Origin of the sequence: Bradyrhizobium sp. STM 3809, assembly GCF_000239795.1 — a bacterium.
Taxonomy (GTDB): domain Bacteria; phylum Pseudomonadota; class Alphaproteobacteria; order Rhizobiales; family Xanthobacteraceae; genus Bradyrhizobium.
The window spans coordinates 1-15,885 of the sequence record NZ_CAFJ01000156.1; the positions used below are offsets into that span (position 1 = coordinate 1).

Here is a 15,885-nt window from a genome sequence, read left to right on the forward strand (position 1 = left end):
GCGAGCTCGCGGCCAGCGTGATCACCGCCGCCAGGGCGGCGGTGATAAAGGTGAACCTTGCCCCCAATCCCCCGCGCCCCCCGGCGTCAGATCATGCCATCTCCACCAGCATCATGCGTCAGTCCTTGGCACGCTCGCAATAGGAGCCGTCCTCGGTCATCACAACAATGCGGGTGCCGACGGTAATGTGCGGCGGCACGCCGGTGCGGACGCCGTTGGACAGCACGGCCGGCTTGTAGGACGACGACGCGGTCTGGCCCTTGGTGACCGGCTCGGTGTCGACCACCTCGAGCGTGACCCGCTGCGGCAGCGCGATCGAGACCGGATTGGTGTCGTGCATCGACAGCTTGACGGTCATGTTCTCCTGGAGATACGCCGCCTGGGTGCCAACGACATCCTTCGGCACCTGGACCTGGTCGTAGGTCTCGGGGTTCATGAAGTGGAAGCCGTCCTGGTCTTCGTACAGGTAGGTGTAGTTGCGCTCCTCGATCGTGGCCTTCTCGACCTGGTCGGTGGTCTTGTAGCGCTCCGAGATCTTCACGCCGTCGCTGATTCGGCGCATTTCGATCTGGCTGACCGGGGTGCCCTTGCCGGGATGGATGTTCTCGGCGCTGACGACAACGTAGAGCTTGCCGTCTTGCTCAATGACGTTACCCTTGCGAATAGAGCTGGCGATGACTTTCAAAGCGGTTTTTCCTGATTCTGGGGCCCGGCAACGGGCAGAGCCGGGCGGCGGTCGGACGCCGGGTGCGGTTTCGGGGCGCAACATACTGATTTTGTCCGGCGTTGCCAGTCCCTTGGCCAGTCCTTCGGCCAGTCTTTTGCGGCCCTGGCGGATGGTCCGCTGATGTCGGCCGAGCCAGCCCCGTCCCCCTGGTGGTCGCCGCAGCGGCATGCCGACGTCAGGCCGTTCCTGCAGGCCAGGGCGGCGATCATGCGTGCGCTGCGGGCGTGGTTCGAGGAGCAGGGATTTACCGAGGTCGAGACCGGGATCCTGCAGGTCTCGCCGGGCAACGAGACCCATCTGCACGCGCCGGCCACCGCGCTGACGGGCCCCGATGGTACACCGCGCCAGAGGTATCTTAGAACCTCTCCGGAATTCGCCTGCAAGAAGCTGCTGGCGGCAGGGGAACGGCGGATCTTCGAGTTCGCCCGGGTGTTTCGCGATCGCGAGCGCGGCGACCTGCATCTGCCGGAATTCACCATGCTGGAGTGGTACCGGGCCGAGGCGGCCTACGACGCCATCATGGCCGACACCGTGGTCGTCATCGCCCATGCGGCTGAGGCGACAGGCATCCGGCAGTTCGGCTTCCGCGGCCGGACCGCCGATCCCTACGCCGAGCCCGAACTGCTGACGGTTGCTGGTGCGTTCGAGCGTCACGCCGGTATCGACCTGCTGGCGACGATCCACGCGCATGTGGGCAATCGCGACGCGCTGGCGGCAGCCGCGCAGGGCAAGATCCGGATCAGCGACGACGACACCTGGTCGGACCTGTTCAGCAAGATCCTGGTCGAGCATGTCGAGCCGCAGCTCGGCAACGGGCGGGTGACCGTGCTGTACGAGTATCCGACGCCGGAGGCCGCGCTGGCGCGGGTGGCGGCGGCCGACCCGCGCGTCGCCGAGCGGTTCGAGGTCTATGCCTGCGGCGTCGAACTCGCCAACGGCTTCGGCGAGCTCACCGATGCCGGCGAGCAGCGCCTGCGGTTCGAGCAGGAGATGGCCGAGAAGCAGCGGCGCTATGGCGAGCGCTACCCGCTCGACGAGGATTTCCTCGCCGCCGTGGCCGCCATGCCGCAGGCCAGCGGGGTCGCGCTCGGCTTCGACCGGCTGGTGATGCTGGCGGCCGGCGCGGTCAGGATCGATCAGGTGGTGTGGACGCCGCCGGCAGGTGAGCAGCGATGAACAGGATCGAACGTCCCACGACCTTGCGCAGCGCGGCCGATCTGGTCGCGCAAGGCCTCGCGGCTCCGGCCGAGCAGGCCGCGCTGGAGACCGTGGCGCAGCGCTACGCGGTCGCGGTGACGACGCATCTCGCCGACCTGATCGACAGCGACGATCCCGACGATCCGATCGCGCGCCAGTTCGTGCCGTCGGTGGACGAGCTGGTCGCGGCGCCCGGCGAGCGCGGCGATCCGATCGGCGACGATGCGCATGCGCCGGTGCCGGGCATCGTGCACCGCTATCCCGATCGCGTGCTGCTCAAGCTCGTGCATGTCTGCGCGGTGTATTGCCGCTTCTGCTTCCGCCGCGAGATGGTCGGACCCGGCAAGGACAATGCGCTGTCGGAGGACGCCTATCGTGCGGCGCTCGACTACATCCGGTCGCATGGCGAGATCTGGGAGGTGATCCTCACCGGCGGCGATCCCTTGATGCTGTCGCCGCGGCGGCTCAAGGAGATCATGGCCGACCTCGCCGCGATTGATCATGTCAAGATCATCCGCATCCACACGCGGCTGCCGGTCGCCGATCCCGCCCGCATCACGCCGGCGCTGGTCCATGCGCTGAAAGCCGAGGGTGCGGCGACCTGGGTCGCACTGCATGCCAACCATCCGCGCGAGCTGAGCCCCGACGTGCGCGCTGCGTGCGCCCTGCTGATCGACGGAGGCATCCCGCTGGTCAGCCAGTCGGTGCTGCTGCGCGGCGTCAATGACGACGCGGCAACCTTGGAGGCCCTGATGCGTGCCTTCGTGGAGACCCGCATCAAGCCGTATTATCTCCACCATGGCGACCTTGCGCCGGGCACCGCGCATCTGCGCACCACGCTCGCAGAGGGGCAGGCGCTGATTCGGGCGCTCCGCGGGCGGGTCTCCGGCCTGTGCCAGCCCGACTACGTGCTCGACATTCCCGGCGGCTACGGCAAGGCGCCGGTCGGACCGCAATACATCACTGCCGAGGATTCTGTTGCGCAGGATCATGTCGCAGCTCTGCAAACCCGCTATCGTGTGGTTGACTATTGCGGCGAGGCGCACCTCTATCCGCCCGCCGGGGAATGAAGTGATCGGCCGATTCCGCTGACACGGAGGAGCAACATGAAGACACTTGCGATGAAGAGACTTCCGATGAAGCCGCTTGCGATCGCGATGGGGCTCCTGATGCTGGTGGCCGACGGCACGGTGCTGGCGCAGAGCAGCGGCAGTGGCACCGGTAGCGGTGCCCGGGGGAGCGCTGAGGCCCCCAGGGGCCATCGTCAGCCGCGGCCGAGCGATCTGCCGAAGGCCGACCAGGCTGAGGACAGCTCGATGAGCGGCAACATGAGCAAGGAAGACCGCGAGCTCGATCGCAAGATCAAGAGCATCTGCCGCGGCTGCTGAGCCGAGATCGTACGGCGCGCGCGGGGCGCGCCGCACCAAGCGTCTGAGCGCGCTACGCGGAGCGCTCGCGAACGGCCTGCCCCCGCGCGGCTCGCCGGGCGGAAACCGCTTCGGCCAGCTGCTCCAGCACCTCGACCGTCGTGTCCCAGCCGATACAGCCGTCGGTGATGCTCTGGCCGTAGGTCAAGGGCACGCCGGGCTTGACGTCTTGGCGGCCGGCGACGAGATGGCTCTCGATCATCACGCCCATGATGCGCTGCTCGCCGTTCGCCAGCTGGCCGGCGACGTCGGCGGCGACCAGCGGCTGGTTCTCCGGCTTCTTGCTCGAATTGGCGTGGCTGGTGTCGATCATCAGCCGCGCCGGCAGGCCGGCCTTGACCAGCTCGGCGGACGCCTGCTCGACATGAGCGGCGTCGTAGTTCGGGCCGGCGCCGCCGCGCAGGATGATGTGGCAGTCCTCGTTGCCGGTGGTCGCCGCGATGCCCGAGCGGCCGCCCTTGGTCACCGCCATGAAATGATGCGGATGCGCGGCGGACTTCACCGCATCCGAGGCGATGCGGATGTTGCCGTCGGTGCCGTTCTTGAAGCCGACCGGACAGGACAGGCCGGAAGCGAGCTCGCGATGGATCTGGCTCTCGGTGGTGCGCGCGCCGATCGCGGCCCAGGCGACGAGGTCGGCGATGTATTGCGGCGTCGTCATGTCGAGGAATTCGCATCCCGCCGGCAGGCCGAGATTGTTGACGGCGGAGAGTACGTTGCGCGCCAGCCTCAGGCCCTTGTTGATGTCGAATGAGTTGTCGAGATCGGGATCGTTGATCAGGCCTTTCCATCCGACAGTCGTGCGCGGCTTCTCGAAATAGACGCGCATGACGATCTCCAGCCGGTCGCCGAGGCGCTCGCGCAAGCTGGCCAGCCGCCCGGCGTAGTCGAGCGCGGCCTTCGGATCATGGATGGAGCAGGGGCCGACGATGACCAGCAGGCGGTCGTCGGTGCCGGTCAGGATGGCGTGGATGGCGTTGCGCGCGGCCATCACCACGCGGGTGGCGGTGAGGGTGCGCGGAATCTCGCCCATCACCTCCAGGGGCAGGCTCAATTCCTTGATTTCCTTGATGCGCAGATCGTCTGTCGTACTCAGCACGGCGGGCTCCTGGTGTCACTTGAAGGGCACCTGCCGGCAATAAAAAAGCCGCCAGGTCTGGCGGCTTGTTCGGAGTTCTTGCTGCAATGTGTCAGATTGAGCGCGATCCTCCCGCCGCCAGCGAGCTGTCGTAGCTAAAGTACCAATAATAGCTGATGGCGGCGTCGATCATGTTCGTCCTATAGCGGCCGCGGCGCCGCTTGTCATCCCAAAAATGGAAGCTCCCGGCTCAGGCGCTGCGGGCTGCGAGCGCCATGCCGATCATCGACAGGCCGCCGAACAACAGATTGATGCCGACCAGGAGGCCGATCGCCCAGGTCGCCGTGCCCGGCAGACCGGAGATGATGATGCCGGCGATGGCGATGTCGACGAGTCCAGAGATCGCGAGCCAGGACCAGCGGCCGGACAGCTCGCGCCGGTGCTCCAGCGCATACATGATCGTGGCGACGCCCTCGGCGAGGAAATAGACGCCGATCACGACCGTCAGGGTCAGCGTGCCCTGGATCGGCTGCGCCACCAGGATGATGCCGGCGATGATGGCCAGCGCCGCCGACAGCAGTGACCACCAGAAGCCGGGCATGCCGCGGGCCCAGAAGGTCAGCGCGAGGCCGGCGACGCCCGAGATTAGGAACATCCAGCCGAGGAAGATCGTGACCGCCAGGCTCGCCAGCGGGGTCAGGACCATGGCGAGAAGGCCGAGCACCGCGAGCAGGATGCCCTCGATCAGAAAGGCCTTCCAATGCGCGCGCACGGCCGCGCTCATCTGCGACCTCATGCGATCGAGTTCGGGCGGAATCGTATCCTGGGGCAGGGTCATTGATCGTCACTCCGGCACGGTCGCGGCGCTGGCCGCCGCGGCTGCCTGTCCTCGCAAATGGTGTGGAACCCCGGCGCGGACAAGCGCGCGCGGCGCGTTTCGTTGCAACAGAGCCCTGCGGCCGGCGCCTAGGCCGTGGTCCGCATGCGGTTGCGGCCGAACACATAGACCGTCGTTGTGACAATCAGGAGGGCCGCTCCGAGAAGAATGGCCGTCAGCCCCAGGGGAACCAGGACACCGGCGACGTTGCGGTCGGGGTTGAGCAGCCAGTGCCGGATCGAGGTCAATACGAAGCCGAGGCCGATGAAGCCGGCGGCGCCGCCGAGCAGCAGCAGCGCCCACATCCGGCGCAGCTGGCTCAGCCGGTCCCGTGCCAGCTGGGTGCGCGGCGTGTGGTGATGCGCGACCCGGCGCACCAGCCGCACCGCGAGCCCGATCGAGGAGAAGCCGATCAGGACGCTGACAGCACCGAGCCAGAGCCGCGAGGTCGGATCGAGGCTGGACGCCCGTTGCAGCAGCAGCAGCGGATAGTCGAACGCCGCATGCAGCATCACCGGGGCGGCCAGCACCAGCGCCCAGCTCGACATCCGCGCCCAGTCCCGATTGTGCCGGTTGGCGCCGAGCGCCGTCGAGGTGCGCGCGATCGCCAGATAGGCGCCGGCGATGATGCCCAGCGCCCCGTGGAACGGGACGGTGAGCACGCTGCGCAGGATTGCCAGGGAGCGCCACATCTCGGCGTGCTGGACGAGGTAGGCGAGGTTCTCGTAGGCGGCAAAGCCGAGACCCACGGCCGCGCCATAGAACACCGTATCCATGGCATTGCCGACCTGCCGGCGCCGCGACCAGAGAGCCGCGATCACCGCCACCTTGGCGATTTCCTCCGGCAGGGCGACGCTGAACAGCGCGCGGGCCGCCTGCGCGATCCAGGGATTTTCGATCGCCAGGCCGACATTCTGGAACGGCGCCCGGATGATGCCGAGCAGCAGCACGCTGGCGGCGCCGAGCAGGAAGGCGGTCCAGATCTTGAGCGGCGGACCTGAATTGTCACCGGCGGCGACCACCAGCCAGAGGATCAGCAGCGCAGGCGCGATCGCCGCCGTTCCGACCACGGTCGCCAGCGCTTCGAGCAGGTTGATTTGCGATGGCAGGTAGGCCATGGTCTCCGATCATCCGATGCTGGACGAAGCCCAGCGCTTCACCTCCCGCGCCTCGCATGGATTTGACATCGCTCCATGGCGGCCGGGCAAGAGCTACATGTCGGCAAGAACAGCCGTCCATCAAGGCATCACCGCGGATGATTTGGCGCGGACACGCGGTCGCGCAAGCAGCGCCGCCGTTCCGATCACCGCCTCAGCGGACCCGGGAGTTCCTCGACGTCGCGCCGTCGCCGTCACGCGTCGGCTGGCGCGGCTCCGAAGGCGTCCAGACGTCGGTCCGTCCCGGGGCCGGTGCCTGGGCGGTCGTCGGCGTTTCGACGCAGCTCAGCCGCGGCGTGGGATCCGCCACGCGCCGGCACTCCAGCCCCTCGGCATGAGCGGCCTGGCCGATGGCCAGCGTGGCAAGGACGAACGCAAGTACTCTCATGATGCCCCTCGTCTCCGGCGAGGCGCGGCCTGTGAAGCCGATCGCCGAGCCTCTCCTTAAGCCTCAACTCAAAATTTGACTGAAGCCTCGGCGCAATCCGATCGCGCCAGCGATGCCTGCCATAGTTCGCCGCGAAAGTGTGCAAATGTTTGACCAATCTCGCCGAGATTCAAATTTCCTGGCCGGGATCGAAGTGCGAATGCGGCGCATTGCGCGCAGGACGGGAGCGTGTCGTCGGCCGCAAGCAGCTGCGCTGGAAGCTGGCATCAGTCACCCGCCCCGGCACGCGCGGCGAGCGGCGCCGCTCCGGCAAATGCCCGGAACCGTGCAGGCTCCCTGATCTAAATCAACGAACGGTCCGCTCAACTGGGCTTTGGTCGGGCCCGAAACGGACCTTTGAGGGCGTGCTGCAACGCTGGCGCGGGCCGGGCAGGGGAAGGACGATCAGGATGAACTACGACAGCTATTTCGACCGTGCCCTCGCCCAGTTGCACCAGGAACGCCGTTACCGCGTGTTTGCCGACCTCGAGCGCCTCGCCGGCCGGTTTCCGCGCGCGATCTGGCATTCGCCCGAGGGGCCGAAAGACGTCGTCATCTGGTGCTCCAACGACTATCTCGGCATGGGCCAGCATCCGAAGGTGATCGGCGCCATGATCGATGTCGCCGCGCGCATGGGAACCGGCGCCGGCGGCACCCGCAACATCGCCGGCACCAACCATCCGCTGGTCGAGCTCGAGCGCGAGCTTGCCGATCTCCACGGCAAGGAGGCGGCGCTGGTCTTCACCTCCGGCTACGTCTCCAACGAGACCGGCATCTCGACGATCGCCAAGCTGCTGCCGAACTGCCTGCTGCTGTCGGATGCGCTCAACCACAATTCGATGATCGAAGGCGTGCGCAAGGCCGGCACCGAGAAGCAGGTCTGGCGGCACAACGACCTCGCACATCTGGAGGAGTTGCTGGCCGCGGCCGATCCGGACCGGCCCAAGCTGATCGTCTGCGAGAGCCTGTATTCGATGGACGGCGACGTCGCACCCTTGCATCGGATCTGCGATCTCGCCGAGCGCTACGGTGCGCTCACCTATGTCGACGAGGTTCACGCGGTCGGCATGTACGGCCCGCGTGGCGGCGGCATCGCCGAGCGCGATGGCGCAATGGCGCGGATCGACCTCCTCGAGGGCACGCTCGCCAAGGCGTTCGGCTGCCTCGGCGGCTACATCGCCGCCAACGCCAATCTGATCGACGCCGTCCGCTCCTACGCGCCGGGCTTCATCTTCACGACGGCCTTGCCGCCGCCGGTCTGCGCCGCCGCGACGGCGGCGATCCGCCACCTGAAGACCTCGCAATGGGAGCGCGATCGCCATCAGGATCGGGCGGCGCGGCTGAAGGCGGTGCTGAACGCGTCAGGCCTGCCGGTGATGCCCTCGGATACCCACATCGTGCCGGTGCATGTCGGCGATCCCGAGAAGTGCAAGACCGCCTCGGACCTGCTGCTGTCCGAGCACGGCATCTACATCCAGCCGATCAACTACCCGACCGTGCCGCGCGGCCTGGAGCGGCTGCGCATCACGCCGTCGCCCTACCATGATGACGGCCTGATCGATGCGCTCGCCGAGGCGCTCGTCGACGTCTGGGACCGGCTCGGTCTGCCGCGCGCGGCGCAGGCGATGGCCGCGGAGTAGGTCCGTCCGGCTGATTTGTCACGTCGACCTGTCAGTTTGATCTGCCGCAATGCCGCCCGCGTCCGCGCGGGCGTAATGTTCTCCAAACGGGGAACATGCCGGTTGGGTAGGACCCGGCCGGCGCAAAGAGGCGGCCATGGCAAAGATCATCGAGGCGCTGCTGCAGGAGCACGAGAATCTCGAGAAGCTCCTTTCGGTGCTCGAGCATGAGCTGGAGCTGTTCGATCACAATCGGCGGCCCGACTACGACATCCTGCAAAGCATCATCGCCTATTTCGAGGACTATCCGCAGCGCTGTCATCATCCCAAGGAGGAGATGATCTTCGGCAAGCTGCGCGCGCGCGATCCGGCGGCCGCCGCGACCTACGGCAATGTCGACGACGAGCACGTGACCGAGGCGCAGCGGCTGCGCCGCTTTGCCGACGCGGTCAACGCGGTCCTGGCGGACCAGGAGATCCTGCGCGAGAGCTTCCATGCCGCCGTGCTCGAGTTCATCGACAGCCAGCGCGAGCATCTGCGCAAGGAGGAAACGCTGCTGTTTCCGGCAGCCCTGCGCGCGCTTCAGCCGGAGGACTGGGCCGACATCGATGCCCGCATGTCCGACGAGAAGGACCCGCTGTTCGACGGCGAGGTCGCCGAGAAATTCCACAATCTGGAGCGGACGATCCTGCGCTGGGAGCAGGAGGCGGAGCAGGCGCGCGCCGCAGCGGGGTGAGGGACACTCTGTCTCACGGACGCTTTGTCTCAATTGCGCCTGTTGGCCGGACGGCTATAGTTCCCGCTCGTGGGGGCAGGCTCTCTTTCACGGAGTTGGCTATGACCGCGTCGAACACTGGGCTCGAGCCGGTCCGAGCGACGTCGGCCGGACGGGCGGCTGGCCGCAACAGTCCGGCGCAGACGCCGATGTCGCAGCAGAGTTCATTCGGCTGCCATGGCTATGACGTTCATCCGCAGGAGTTCGTGCGGCTGTCGGGCTGCCAGGAGCTCAAGCTGCGTCGCGAGAAGAAGCGGGCCTTGATCCTGAGCTGAGCGCTCAGCGGGCGGCGTGGCGTGCGCACCGGGCCACGTCCGCAGGATCGCTCCGCGAGGCGCATTGCGTCGCTTCATGATGACGCTGGTCCCGTCGTGGCGCTCGGTTGCCGTGCATCGTGACGTTGTCTGTCGCACGGCTGCATATGCATTAATCCATCATTAACCAAGTCGCGCGACCCTGGTCGCATACTCCCCCAGGAGTGCGACGGAACCGGACGGCCGGAGCCGGCAGTCGCGACAAGAGGCCGGCGGCGTAACGCCCGCCGGCCTTTTTGCGTCGGCTGCTCAGCGGAGGATGCCGCCACCGCGCTGGCTCAGTTGCGCCGCGCCAGCGAGCGCAGGAAGCCCTGGTATTCCTCGTTCAATTCCATGTCGACGGCCGGCGCGAGCCGCAGCAGCACGTTCGCGATGAAAGCCTGATCGTTGCGCGGCTCCGCCAGGACGTCGCGCAGCACCGGGACGTTGTCCTCGATGTGATGCAGGAAGGCGACGCCCTTGTCGGCGGTTTCGGTCCAGCGCGCCCGCGTCCATTTCGCCAGCGGATACATGATCTCGTGGATGAAATTCGACTTGCGCGCCTTTTCGAAGAAGCGCAGGCCCGCGCTCCAATTCTCCTTGGCGCGCAGCGGCGGCGGCGGCAGATCGCCTGTCAGCATCTTCTTGCCGGCCTGGCCGACGAAATCGTCGAGCGTGGTCGGCGCATCGATCGTGGCGCGGAAGTGCCACAGTGCGAACGAGCCGGGAAAGTCCGGGCCCATCTGGTCGAGCAGGGCGGTCTCGACCTTGTCGACGGCAGCCTTGTCGCCCTTCAGCGCCGCGGTCATCGCAAACGCAAACAGCGCGTCGTTGCCGACCTCGTGCACGCCGCCGGTCTTGAGCTGCGCGGCCGACAAGGCCGGCGTCCTGCCATCGGCCGGCACCGTCGCTTCGCCGGCGCGCTGCGCCTTGATGAACGCCGTGATCTCCAGCCATCCCATCAGGTTGGCAATGAAGGCGTCAGGATCGACATGGACGATGGCGAGGTTGAGCGGCTCCTTGCGTGTCCTCAGCTCCGTCAGGTCGGTCATGTGCCACTCCGTCGTCGCATCTCGCCGCCGCGACTGTGGCCCTGTCGCTTTCGCGACAAAGGTGGCGCAGTCGACGATGTCTCCGCGAGGCAGGCAGCAAGAAGGGTGCCATCGTTTTGCGCGCGCGGACGCGAGGCGGGCGGAACAAGTCTTGCTCAGCTCGATCCCCAAACGACGATTTCATCGCGAGCACGAGGAGGCACCGCGCATGTTCACCCGCGTCTGCAAGGCCGATACGATCGATGAAGGCGGCATGCGCCTGGTCATCGCCGACGCCCAGCTGATCATCCTGGCCTGGCCCGACAATGGGGAGCTCAAGGCGTTCCAGGGCATCTGCCCGCACACCGCCGCGCCGATGGAGGAGGCGGGCTTCGATGGCCGCGTGCTGAGCTGCCCGGTGCACAACTGGACCTGGGACGCGCTGACCGGCGAGCCCGTGCATCCGCCGGAGAGCGCGCTGGCCGAGTATCCGCTGAAGGTTGAGGACGGCATCGTCTATATCGACACCGACGGGATCTCGCCGAAATTTGCGGCCCGTTGAGCATGGCGGATGGCGGCCGGTAAAGACGTCCACGGGCGGCTTGCCCGAGCGCGCAAACGCCTCTATACGTTCGGCGCGCGCGGCGCGGAATCATCCCCGATGGTTCAGCCGGCCTCGCAGATCATGGTCGCAAGACACTGATTTGGTGAAGGTTTTCAGAGAAGCGCGCAAACGGCGATAGCGCCGGGCCCCGTGCCTCCGCGGTATCGTACGTCGTGCTCCCTTCGTCTATCGGTTAGGACGCCACCCTTTCACGGTGGAGAGAGCGGTTCGATTCCGCTAGGGAGCGCCATTCCCCGGATCAACATCGAGATCATGTTTTCTTGGGCGGGATCACACCGCTCGGGACTGAGCACGATCCGGAAGGCGAGTGACCCTCGGGCACTCGGTTCGATCGGACCGATTTCAGAATTCGGGCAGCGAGCCGAGCGGGCCACGCGGGGGCTTCAGCGCACGCAGACGGCATCGACATACGAATCGCCGTTCGGCGCGTTCGATCGGCCTACGATGCGAAACGCGCCTCCACATTCCTTCTTCAAAAGGTCCATGGCGTTGCGTTCGTTGTAGGACTGCTGCAGTCCGCCATTGTAATAGGAGACCTCGACGTTGTCTCCTGTGTGATAAACAACTGAAGGCTGCGCAAAGACCGTCGATTGAACGAGGCCCCCGGCGAGGCCGTTCCCGCCATTATCGGTCATGCAGCCGCTCACCAACAGCATCAAGGCAATGATCAAACCAAACCGCATCGCGTCCCCCATGTTGACAGATATGAACGCAACTTGGGAGCGAGATCAATCTCGGCCGAACGCCGAGCTGTCGTTTGCCAGGGGGAGCCCACAGACGAAAATCGCTCTCTCTGGAGAGGCGGTCCGAACCACTCGCGCGCATTGAGTGGCAGGCGATCACCGATCAGGTCGCGGCGCGGGTGCAGAACGGTCGAGGGTTAATATTTCATGGAGGCTGTTGCGCGGCGCGGAGTGTCGATCCCATCGCGCTACCGCTGTCCTTCGAAGCCTGTTCCCGCTGATGTCTGTTCTCCCTAGGACCGCTCCGCGCGAGGTATCGCAGGCCGGCTCCAGTCCGATCAACCCTCCATTAGGGTCCTTGCCGTACTGCAGCAGGCGAGCAGGAGCAGGATGATGGCCGCGACCAAGAAGCGGGAAGCCCGCAAGTCGATGAGGCAGCCGGCGTGGATCACGCTGGATGGCGGTTTCGCCGTGCGCCATTGCCTGGTTCAGGACATCTCCAGCGCCGGCGCGAAGCTGACCCTTGAGGATGCGGTGGCGCTGCCTGCCACGATCCGGCTCGCCTTCGCCCGGGACGCGCGCACCGGGCGGCTGTGCCAGGTGGTCTGGCGCCGCGGCAGCTCGGTCGGCGTCAAGTTCATCGGCAAGTAGCGCATCCGCCGTCGCGTCGTCGCCATCGACGCGCTATCAAGCGGCATGAGCAGATCTTTCATTCTCGGCATCATCGCGTCGCGGGCCATCGCGGCCCCCGCATCCGCCGGCTCGCCGGGGTCGTCGCTGCTTGCGCCCAATTCCGCTGCGGCCAGTGAGGCTTCGACGACCAGCAAGCCGCCGGCGACCAGAAGGCCGGCATCCCGTCCCGGTGCAGCGAATCCTTGCGCATCCTTCGGCGCCAATTTCGTTCGCGTCGAAGGCACCGACACCTGCGTGAAAGTCGGCGGGGCTCTGCGCTTCGAGACGGGCGCCTCTGTCGGGCGCTGACGCCCTCACGACAGCGGCGGCGCGATGTGCCGGATGAAGGCCGGCCGCTGCGCGATGCGTTCGTACCAGCGCGCCAGGCTCGGCAGCTCCGGCTTGATCACGCCCTCGACCCCGAACCAGCGCCGCGCATAGGCGCCGAGCGCGATGTCGGCCAGCGTGAAGCTTTCGGCTTCGACATGGCTGCGTGTGGCGAGATGGGCGTCGAGAATGCGCCACATCGCCGCGGCCTCATCGGCGGCCTTCTGCAGCGCGATCATGTCGCGCTGCGCAGGCGGGGTGCGTACCAGGCCCCAGAACAGCGGGCGCTCGATCGGCTGCACCGTCGAGAGCGTCCAGTCGAGCCAGCGCTCGACGGCGGCGCGATGGCGCGGCTGCGCCGGATAGAGCGGGGTGTCACCGCCATGGGCGAGGCAGAGATAGCGCATGATCGCGTTGCTCTCCCACAGCACGAAATCGCCATCGACCAGCGTCGGGATGCGGCCGTTCGGATTCATCGCGAGATAATCGGCGTCGTTGTTGCGGCCGAACTGCATGCCGGCATCGATGCGGTGAAAATCGAGGTCGAGCTCGGCCAGACACCACAGCACCTTCTGCACGTTGACGGAATTTGGCCGTCCCCAGATCGTCAGTTGCGTCGCGGTGGGCACGTTCGGCTCCTGTGATGATCCCATGTCGCTGTTCGTCTTGATAGCGCATCTCACGCAAAAAGCCCCGCTTCTGGCGGGGCTTTTCGGTTGAACGCGTCGCGCGGTCAGTCGTGCTCTCGATCGTTCCCGGCCGTCATCGGCCGAAGAACAGCCACAGCAGAATGATCACCGGGATCGGCACGCCCAACAACCACAGCAAGATTCCTCGACCCATCTCGGCCTCCTCGTATCCTCTCCGTCAATCGGAGCGACAACGCGAGGGTGGCCTCGATGTTCCGGCCCTGATGCGGCCGATGAGAGCCGTGCGGCGCCTACCAATGCCCGGTGTTCGGCATCGACAGCCAGGGCTCGGCCGGCGCCTTGGGTTCGCCCTTCTGCAGCAGCTCGATCGAGTGCAGGTCGGGCGAGCGGACGAACGCCATGTTGCCGTCGCGCGGCGGCCGGTTGATGGTGATGCCGAGCTTCATCAGCCGATCGCAGGTGGCGTAGATGTCGTCGACCTCGTAGGCGAGGTGGCCGAAGAAGCGGTCCTCTCCGTACTTCTCCTCGTCCCAATTGTAGGTGAGCTCGACCAGCGGCGCGCCGCGCGTCGGCGGCAGGCTCTTCAGCAGGTGTTCATCCTCGGGTGCGCAGAGAAACACCAGGGTGAAGCGGCCCTTGTCGTTGTCGATCCGGCGCACCTCCTTGAGGCCGAGCGCATCGGAATAGAATTTGAGCGCGACGTCGAGATTGCGCACGCGCAGCATGGTGTGAAGATAACGCATCGTTCCTTGTCTCCCTGAGCTTCAGGCGGATGTTCAACGACCGCCTGCGGACGGCGATCCATAGCAGCAATCGGCTCGCTTGCGCAGCAAGACCGAGCCGCCAACGATGCGCGCTCGCGCGGATGTGTCGGGCGGCCAACGATGCAGCGATCGGTTCGGACGCGCGCGAATCGCTGTTTTCAGCCGTGATTCGCAGGGCCGGCGAACCGGCGCGATGCGGCCGCATACGGGTTTTTCAGCGCGTTTTGCCGGTCATGTGCGGCCAAAATCACGCAGGAGCGTCGAAAATGCCTGGAAATATAGGGGAAAATGAATCGCATGCTCCATTCGATCGGCATCGCAGCTTGACTTCTCCGCGCTCCGTTGGAATTTTGGCGCCGCTGTGGGTGCTTCGGGGCCCCTTGAAATGCAGGAGAATCCCGAAAATCGCGGGGTGCTACACCACCAGACGACTGAAGTCCCGGCTGTGCAATGCAGCCAGAAAACCCCGACCAGTCTGCGCAGCAATGCGCTGATAGCCGCGCAGTCGTCACGTCATTCATCGGTACCAATCATAAGGAGATACGATGGCTACCCAACTCTCGAAGTCGCAACTCATCGAGAAGATCGCGACCACCACCGAGCTGTCCAAGCGTGACGTCAAGAACGTCATGGAGACGCTGACCGACGTCGGCCACAAGGAGCTGAAGAAGAACGGCGTGTTCCTGGTGCCGGGCTTCGCGAAGTTCGTCGTCGTCAAGAAGCCGGCCGTCAAGGCGCGCAAGGGCACCAACCCCTTCACCGGCGAAGAGATGATGTTCAAGGCCAAGCCGGCCCGCAAGATCGTGCGCGCGCGCCCGGTCAAGGCCGCCAAGGACGCGGTCGCCTGATCCTGCCCCGGCAGTTCGAATGCACGGCAAGGCCCCCTGAGAAGGGGGCCTTTTCGTTGCGGGATGTGTCCCGGTCATGCGGTCCACGATCGAGACATCGCGCGGCGCGGTCGCGGCCGGCGCGCTCTGCGCGGGCGCCCAAACGACAGCAGCGCCAGCGCGACGGAATATCTTCGTCGCGTGGCGCCACCCTCGAACACTGGGCCCTGAAATCCCCAGTACTCATGTGTCTGGGCAGCCGGCCAAAGGTTCAAGCCGGCAGGCAATGATTTGGCGGCAGGCGAAGACATGTTGTCCCACCGGATCGCGGTACCCGTCCGGATCGTCCGCGCGGCGCGAGCCCCGGGCGGAATGCCGCATGATCCCTGGGGACAAGCGGGGCTTTGTTGCGCAGCAAGCCGTTGAATAAATTCTCAAAAGATTGGAGCGCCCGGGCTGTGGATATGCTGCGGATCGCCTGTGGACAGAGCGGCAAGGATTCTGGCGATAGCGGCGGTTGACTCAGGTGTCGCCGGCCTCGTCGCGGCTCATATCCGCAGTCGCGCCGGCGCTGTCGGCATGAGGGCGGGATGCGATCACGACGAACCCGCCATAGCCGATGATGTTGACCAGAAGTTCGAACCAGGATGCCATTCGCCGATCCACCGAGACGACGGAAAACGCCTGACGGTGCGCTTGGTTCCCGCAGGCCCGGCATCGCCGCGAGCT

Annotated in this window: 20 protein-coding genes and 1 tRNA gene; 11 read left to right on the top strand and 10 right to left on the bottom strand. The window is 66.1% G+C overall.

Features of this window, described 5'->3' with window-relative positions; genetic code table 11:
• Positions 1–118: 118 nt before the first annotated feature.
• Positions 119–685, bottom strand: coding sequence for an elongation factor P (gene efp, locus BRAS3809_RS08015; RefSeq protein ID WP_008961584.1), 567 nt, complete (start codon positions 683–685; stop codon positions 119–121).
• 162 nt (positions 686–847) lie between these two features.
• On the opposite strand from efp, the gene epmA reads away from it, so the two are divergent.
• From epmA to BRAS3809_RS08030, 3 genes are read left to right on the top strand one after another with little or no spacing between them, the layout of a single operon-like run.
• A complete protein-coding gene (gene epmA, locus BRAS3809_RS08020) occupies positions 848–1,903 on the top strand; it encodes an EF-P lysine aminoacylase EpmA (protein ID WP_008961585.1) in 1,056 nt (351 codons plus the stop codon).
• Entirely contained in the window at positions 1,900–2,994 is a 1,095-nt protein-coding gene (locus tag BRAS3809_RS08025) for a lysine-2,3-aminomutase-like protein (RefSeq protein WP_008961586.1), read from the top strand. Before epmA ends, BRAS3809_RS08025 begins: the two co-directional genes overlap by 4 nt.
• Before the next feature lie 36 nt (positions 2,995–3,030).
• Positions 3,031–3,312 carry a hypothetical protein gene (locus BRAS3809_RS08030; protein ID WP_008961587.1) on the top strand — a complete coding sequence of 94 codons (282 nt, stop codon included), beginning with the start codon at positions 3,031–3,033 and terminating at the stop codon, positions 3,310–3,312.
• Between the two features lie 52 nt (positions 3,313–3,364).
• On the opposite strand, the gene BRAS3809_RS08035 is transcribed toward BRAS3809_RS08030, so the two are convergent.
• The 4 genes from BRAS3809_RS08035 to BRAS3809_RS08050 all read right to left on the bottom strand — a co-directional run bounded on the left by BRAS3809_RS08035 (position 3,365) and on the right by BRAS3809_RS08050 (position 6,851).
• Positions 3,365–4,450: a 3-deoxy-7-phosphoheptulonate synthase gene (locus tag BRAS3809_RS08035; RefSeq protein ID WP_008961588.1), complete on the bottom strand. Its 1,086-nt coding sequence runs from the start codon at positions 4,448–4,450 to the stop codon at positions 3,365–3,367.
• 229 nt (positions 4,451–4,679) lie between these two features.
• Complete coding sequence (locus BRAS3809_RS08040) at positions 4,680–5,267, bottom strand: HdeD family acid-resistance protein (RefSeq protein WP_008961589.1); 588 nt, start codon at positions 5,265–5,267, stop codon at positions 4,680–4,682.
• 128 nt (positions 5,268–5,395) lie between these two features.
• On the bottom strand, positions 5,396–6,424 hold the full coding sequence (locus BRAS3809_RS08045; protein ID WP_008961590.1) for a PrsW family intramembrane metalloprotease: 1,029 nt from the start codon (positions 6,422–6,424) through the stop codon (positions 5,396–5,398).
• Between the two features lie 193 nt (positions 6,425–6,617).
• Positions 6,618–6,851 (bottom strand): hypothetical protein, encoded by a 234-nt coding sequence (locus BRAS3809_RS08050; RefSeq protein ID WP_008961591.1) that lies wholly within the window; start codon positions 6,849–6,851, stop codon positions 6,618–6,620.
• A gap of 449 nt (positions 6,852–7,300) precedes the next feature.
• Here BRAS3809_RS08050 and hemA point away from each other — a divergent pair, with 449 nt between their 5' ends.
• The 3 genes from hemA (at position 7,301) to BRAS3809_RS08065 (ending at position 9,559) form a co-directional block, all read left to right on the top strand.
• On the top strand, positions 7,301–8,530 hold the full coding sequence (gene hemA, locus BRAS3809_RS08055; RefSeq protein ID WP_008961592.1) for a 5-aminolevulinate synthase: 1,230 nt from the start codon (positions 7,301–7,303) through the stop codon (positions 8,528–8,530).
• A gap of 136 nt (positions 8,531–8,666) precedes the next feature.
• Entirely contained in the window at positions 8,667–9,245 is a 579-nt protein-coding gene (locus tag BRAS3809_RS08060; protein WP_008961593.1) for a hemerythrin domain-containing protein, read from the top strand.
• 101 nt (positions 9,246–9,346) lie between these two features.
• Positions 9,347–9,559: a hypothetical protein gene (locus BRAS3809_RS08065; protein ID WP_008961594.1), complete on the top strand. Its 213-nt coding sequence runs from the start codon at positions 9,347–9,349 to the stop codon at positions 9,557–9,559.
• A 317-nt stretch (positions 9,560–9,876) separates the two neighbouring features.
• On the opposite strand, the gene BRAS3809_RS08070 is transcribed toward BRAS3809_RS08065, so the two are convergent.
• Positions 9,877–10,629 carry a hypothetical protein gene (locus BRAS3809_RS08070; RefSeq protein ID WP_008961595.1) on the bottom strand — a complete coding sequence of 251 codons (753 nt, stop codon included), beginning with the start codon at positions 10,627–10,629 and terminating at the stop codon, positions 9,877–9,879.
• A 208-nt stretch (positions 10,630–10,837) separates the two neighbouring features.
• Between BRAS3809_RS08070 and BRAS3809_RS08075 the strand changes: the two genes are divergently transcribed.
• Both BRAS3809_RS08075 and BRAS3809_RS08080 read left to right on the top strand, forming a co-directional pair.
• Positions 10,838–11,170 (top strand): monooxygenase system ferredoxin subunit, encoded by a 333-nt coding sequence (locus BRAS3809_RS08075; RefSeq protein WP_008961596.1) that lies wholly within the window; start codon positions 10,838–10,840, stop codon positions 11,168–11,170.
• A gap of 217 nt (positions 11,171–11,387) precedes the next feature.
• A tRNA-Glu gene (locus BRAS3809_RS08080) sits at positions 11,388–11,462 on the top strand.
• A 154-nt stretch (positions 11,463–11,616) separates the two neighbouring features.
• Here BRAS3809_RS08080 and BRAS3809_RS08085 read toward each other — a convergent pair.
• Positions 11,617–11,916 carry a hypothetical protein gene (locus tag BRAS3809_RS08085; RefSeq protein ID WP_008961597.1) on the bottom strand — a complete coding sequence of 100 codons (300 nt, stop codon included), beginning with the start codon at positions 11,914–11,916 and terminating at the stop codon, positions 11,617–11,619.
• Positions 11,917–12,309: 393 nt separating this feature from the next.
• Here BRAS3809_RS08085 and BRAS3809_RS08090 point away from each other — a divergent pair, with 393 nt between their 5' ends.
• Both BRAS3809_RS08090 and BRAS3809_RS08095 read left to right on the top strand, forming a co-directional pair.
• On the top strand, positions 12,310–12,567 hold the full coding sequence (locus BRAS3809_RS08090; protein WP_008961598.1) for a PilZ domain-containing protein: 258 nt from the start codon (positions 12,310–12,312) through the stop codon (positions 12,565–12,567).
• Between the two features lie 45 nt (positions 12,568–12,612).
• On the top strand, positions 12,613–12,897 hold the full coding sequence (locus tag BRAS3809_RS08095; protein ID WP_035655737.1) for a porin: 285 nt from the start codon (positions 12,613–12,615) through the stop codon (positions 12,895–12,897).
• Between the two features lie 5 nt (positions 12,898–12,902).
• Here BRAS3809_RS08095 and BRAS3809_RS08100 read toward each other — a convergent pair whose 3' ends face one another.
• Together BRAS3809_RS08100 and BRAS3809_RS08105 are read right to left on the bottom strand one after the other, a co-directional pair.
• Positions 12,903–13,568, bottom strand: coding sequence for a glutathione S-transferase family protein (locus tag BRAS3809_RS08100; protein ID WP_502685662.1), 666 nt, complete (start codon positions 13,566–13,568; stop codon positions 12,903–12,905).
• 287 nt (positions 13,569–13,855) lie between these two features.
• Positions 13,856–14,308 carry a VOC family protein gene (locus tag BRAS3809_RS08105; RefSeq protein ID WP_008961600.1) on the bottom strand — a complete coding sequence of 151 codons (453 nt, stop codon included), beginning with the start codon at positions 14,306–14,308 and terminating at the stop codon, positions 13,856–13,858.
• Positions 14,309–14,874: 566 nt separating this feature from the next.
• Between BRAS3809_RS08105 and BRAS3809_RS08110 the strand changes: the two genes are divergently transcribed.
• Positions 14,875–15,177, top strand: coding sequence for an HU family DNA-binding protein (locus BRAS3809_RS08110; protein WP_006614754.1), 303 nt, complete (start codon positions 14,875–14,877; stop codon positions 15,175–15,177).
• 501 nt (positions 15,178–15,678) lie between these two features.
• Here BRAS3809_RS08110 and BRAS3809_RS37030 read toward each other — a convergent pair.
• Positions 15,679–15,885: hypothetical protein (locus BRAS3809_RS37030; RefSeq protein ID WP_210161097.1), on the bottom strand; the 207-nt coding region annotated here is incomplete at its 5' end.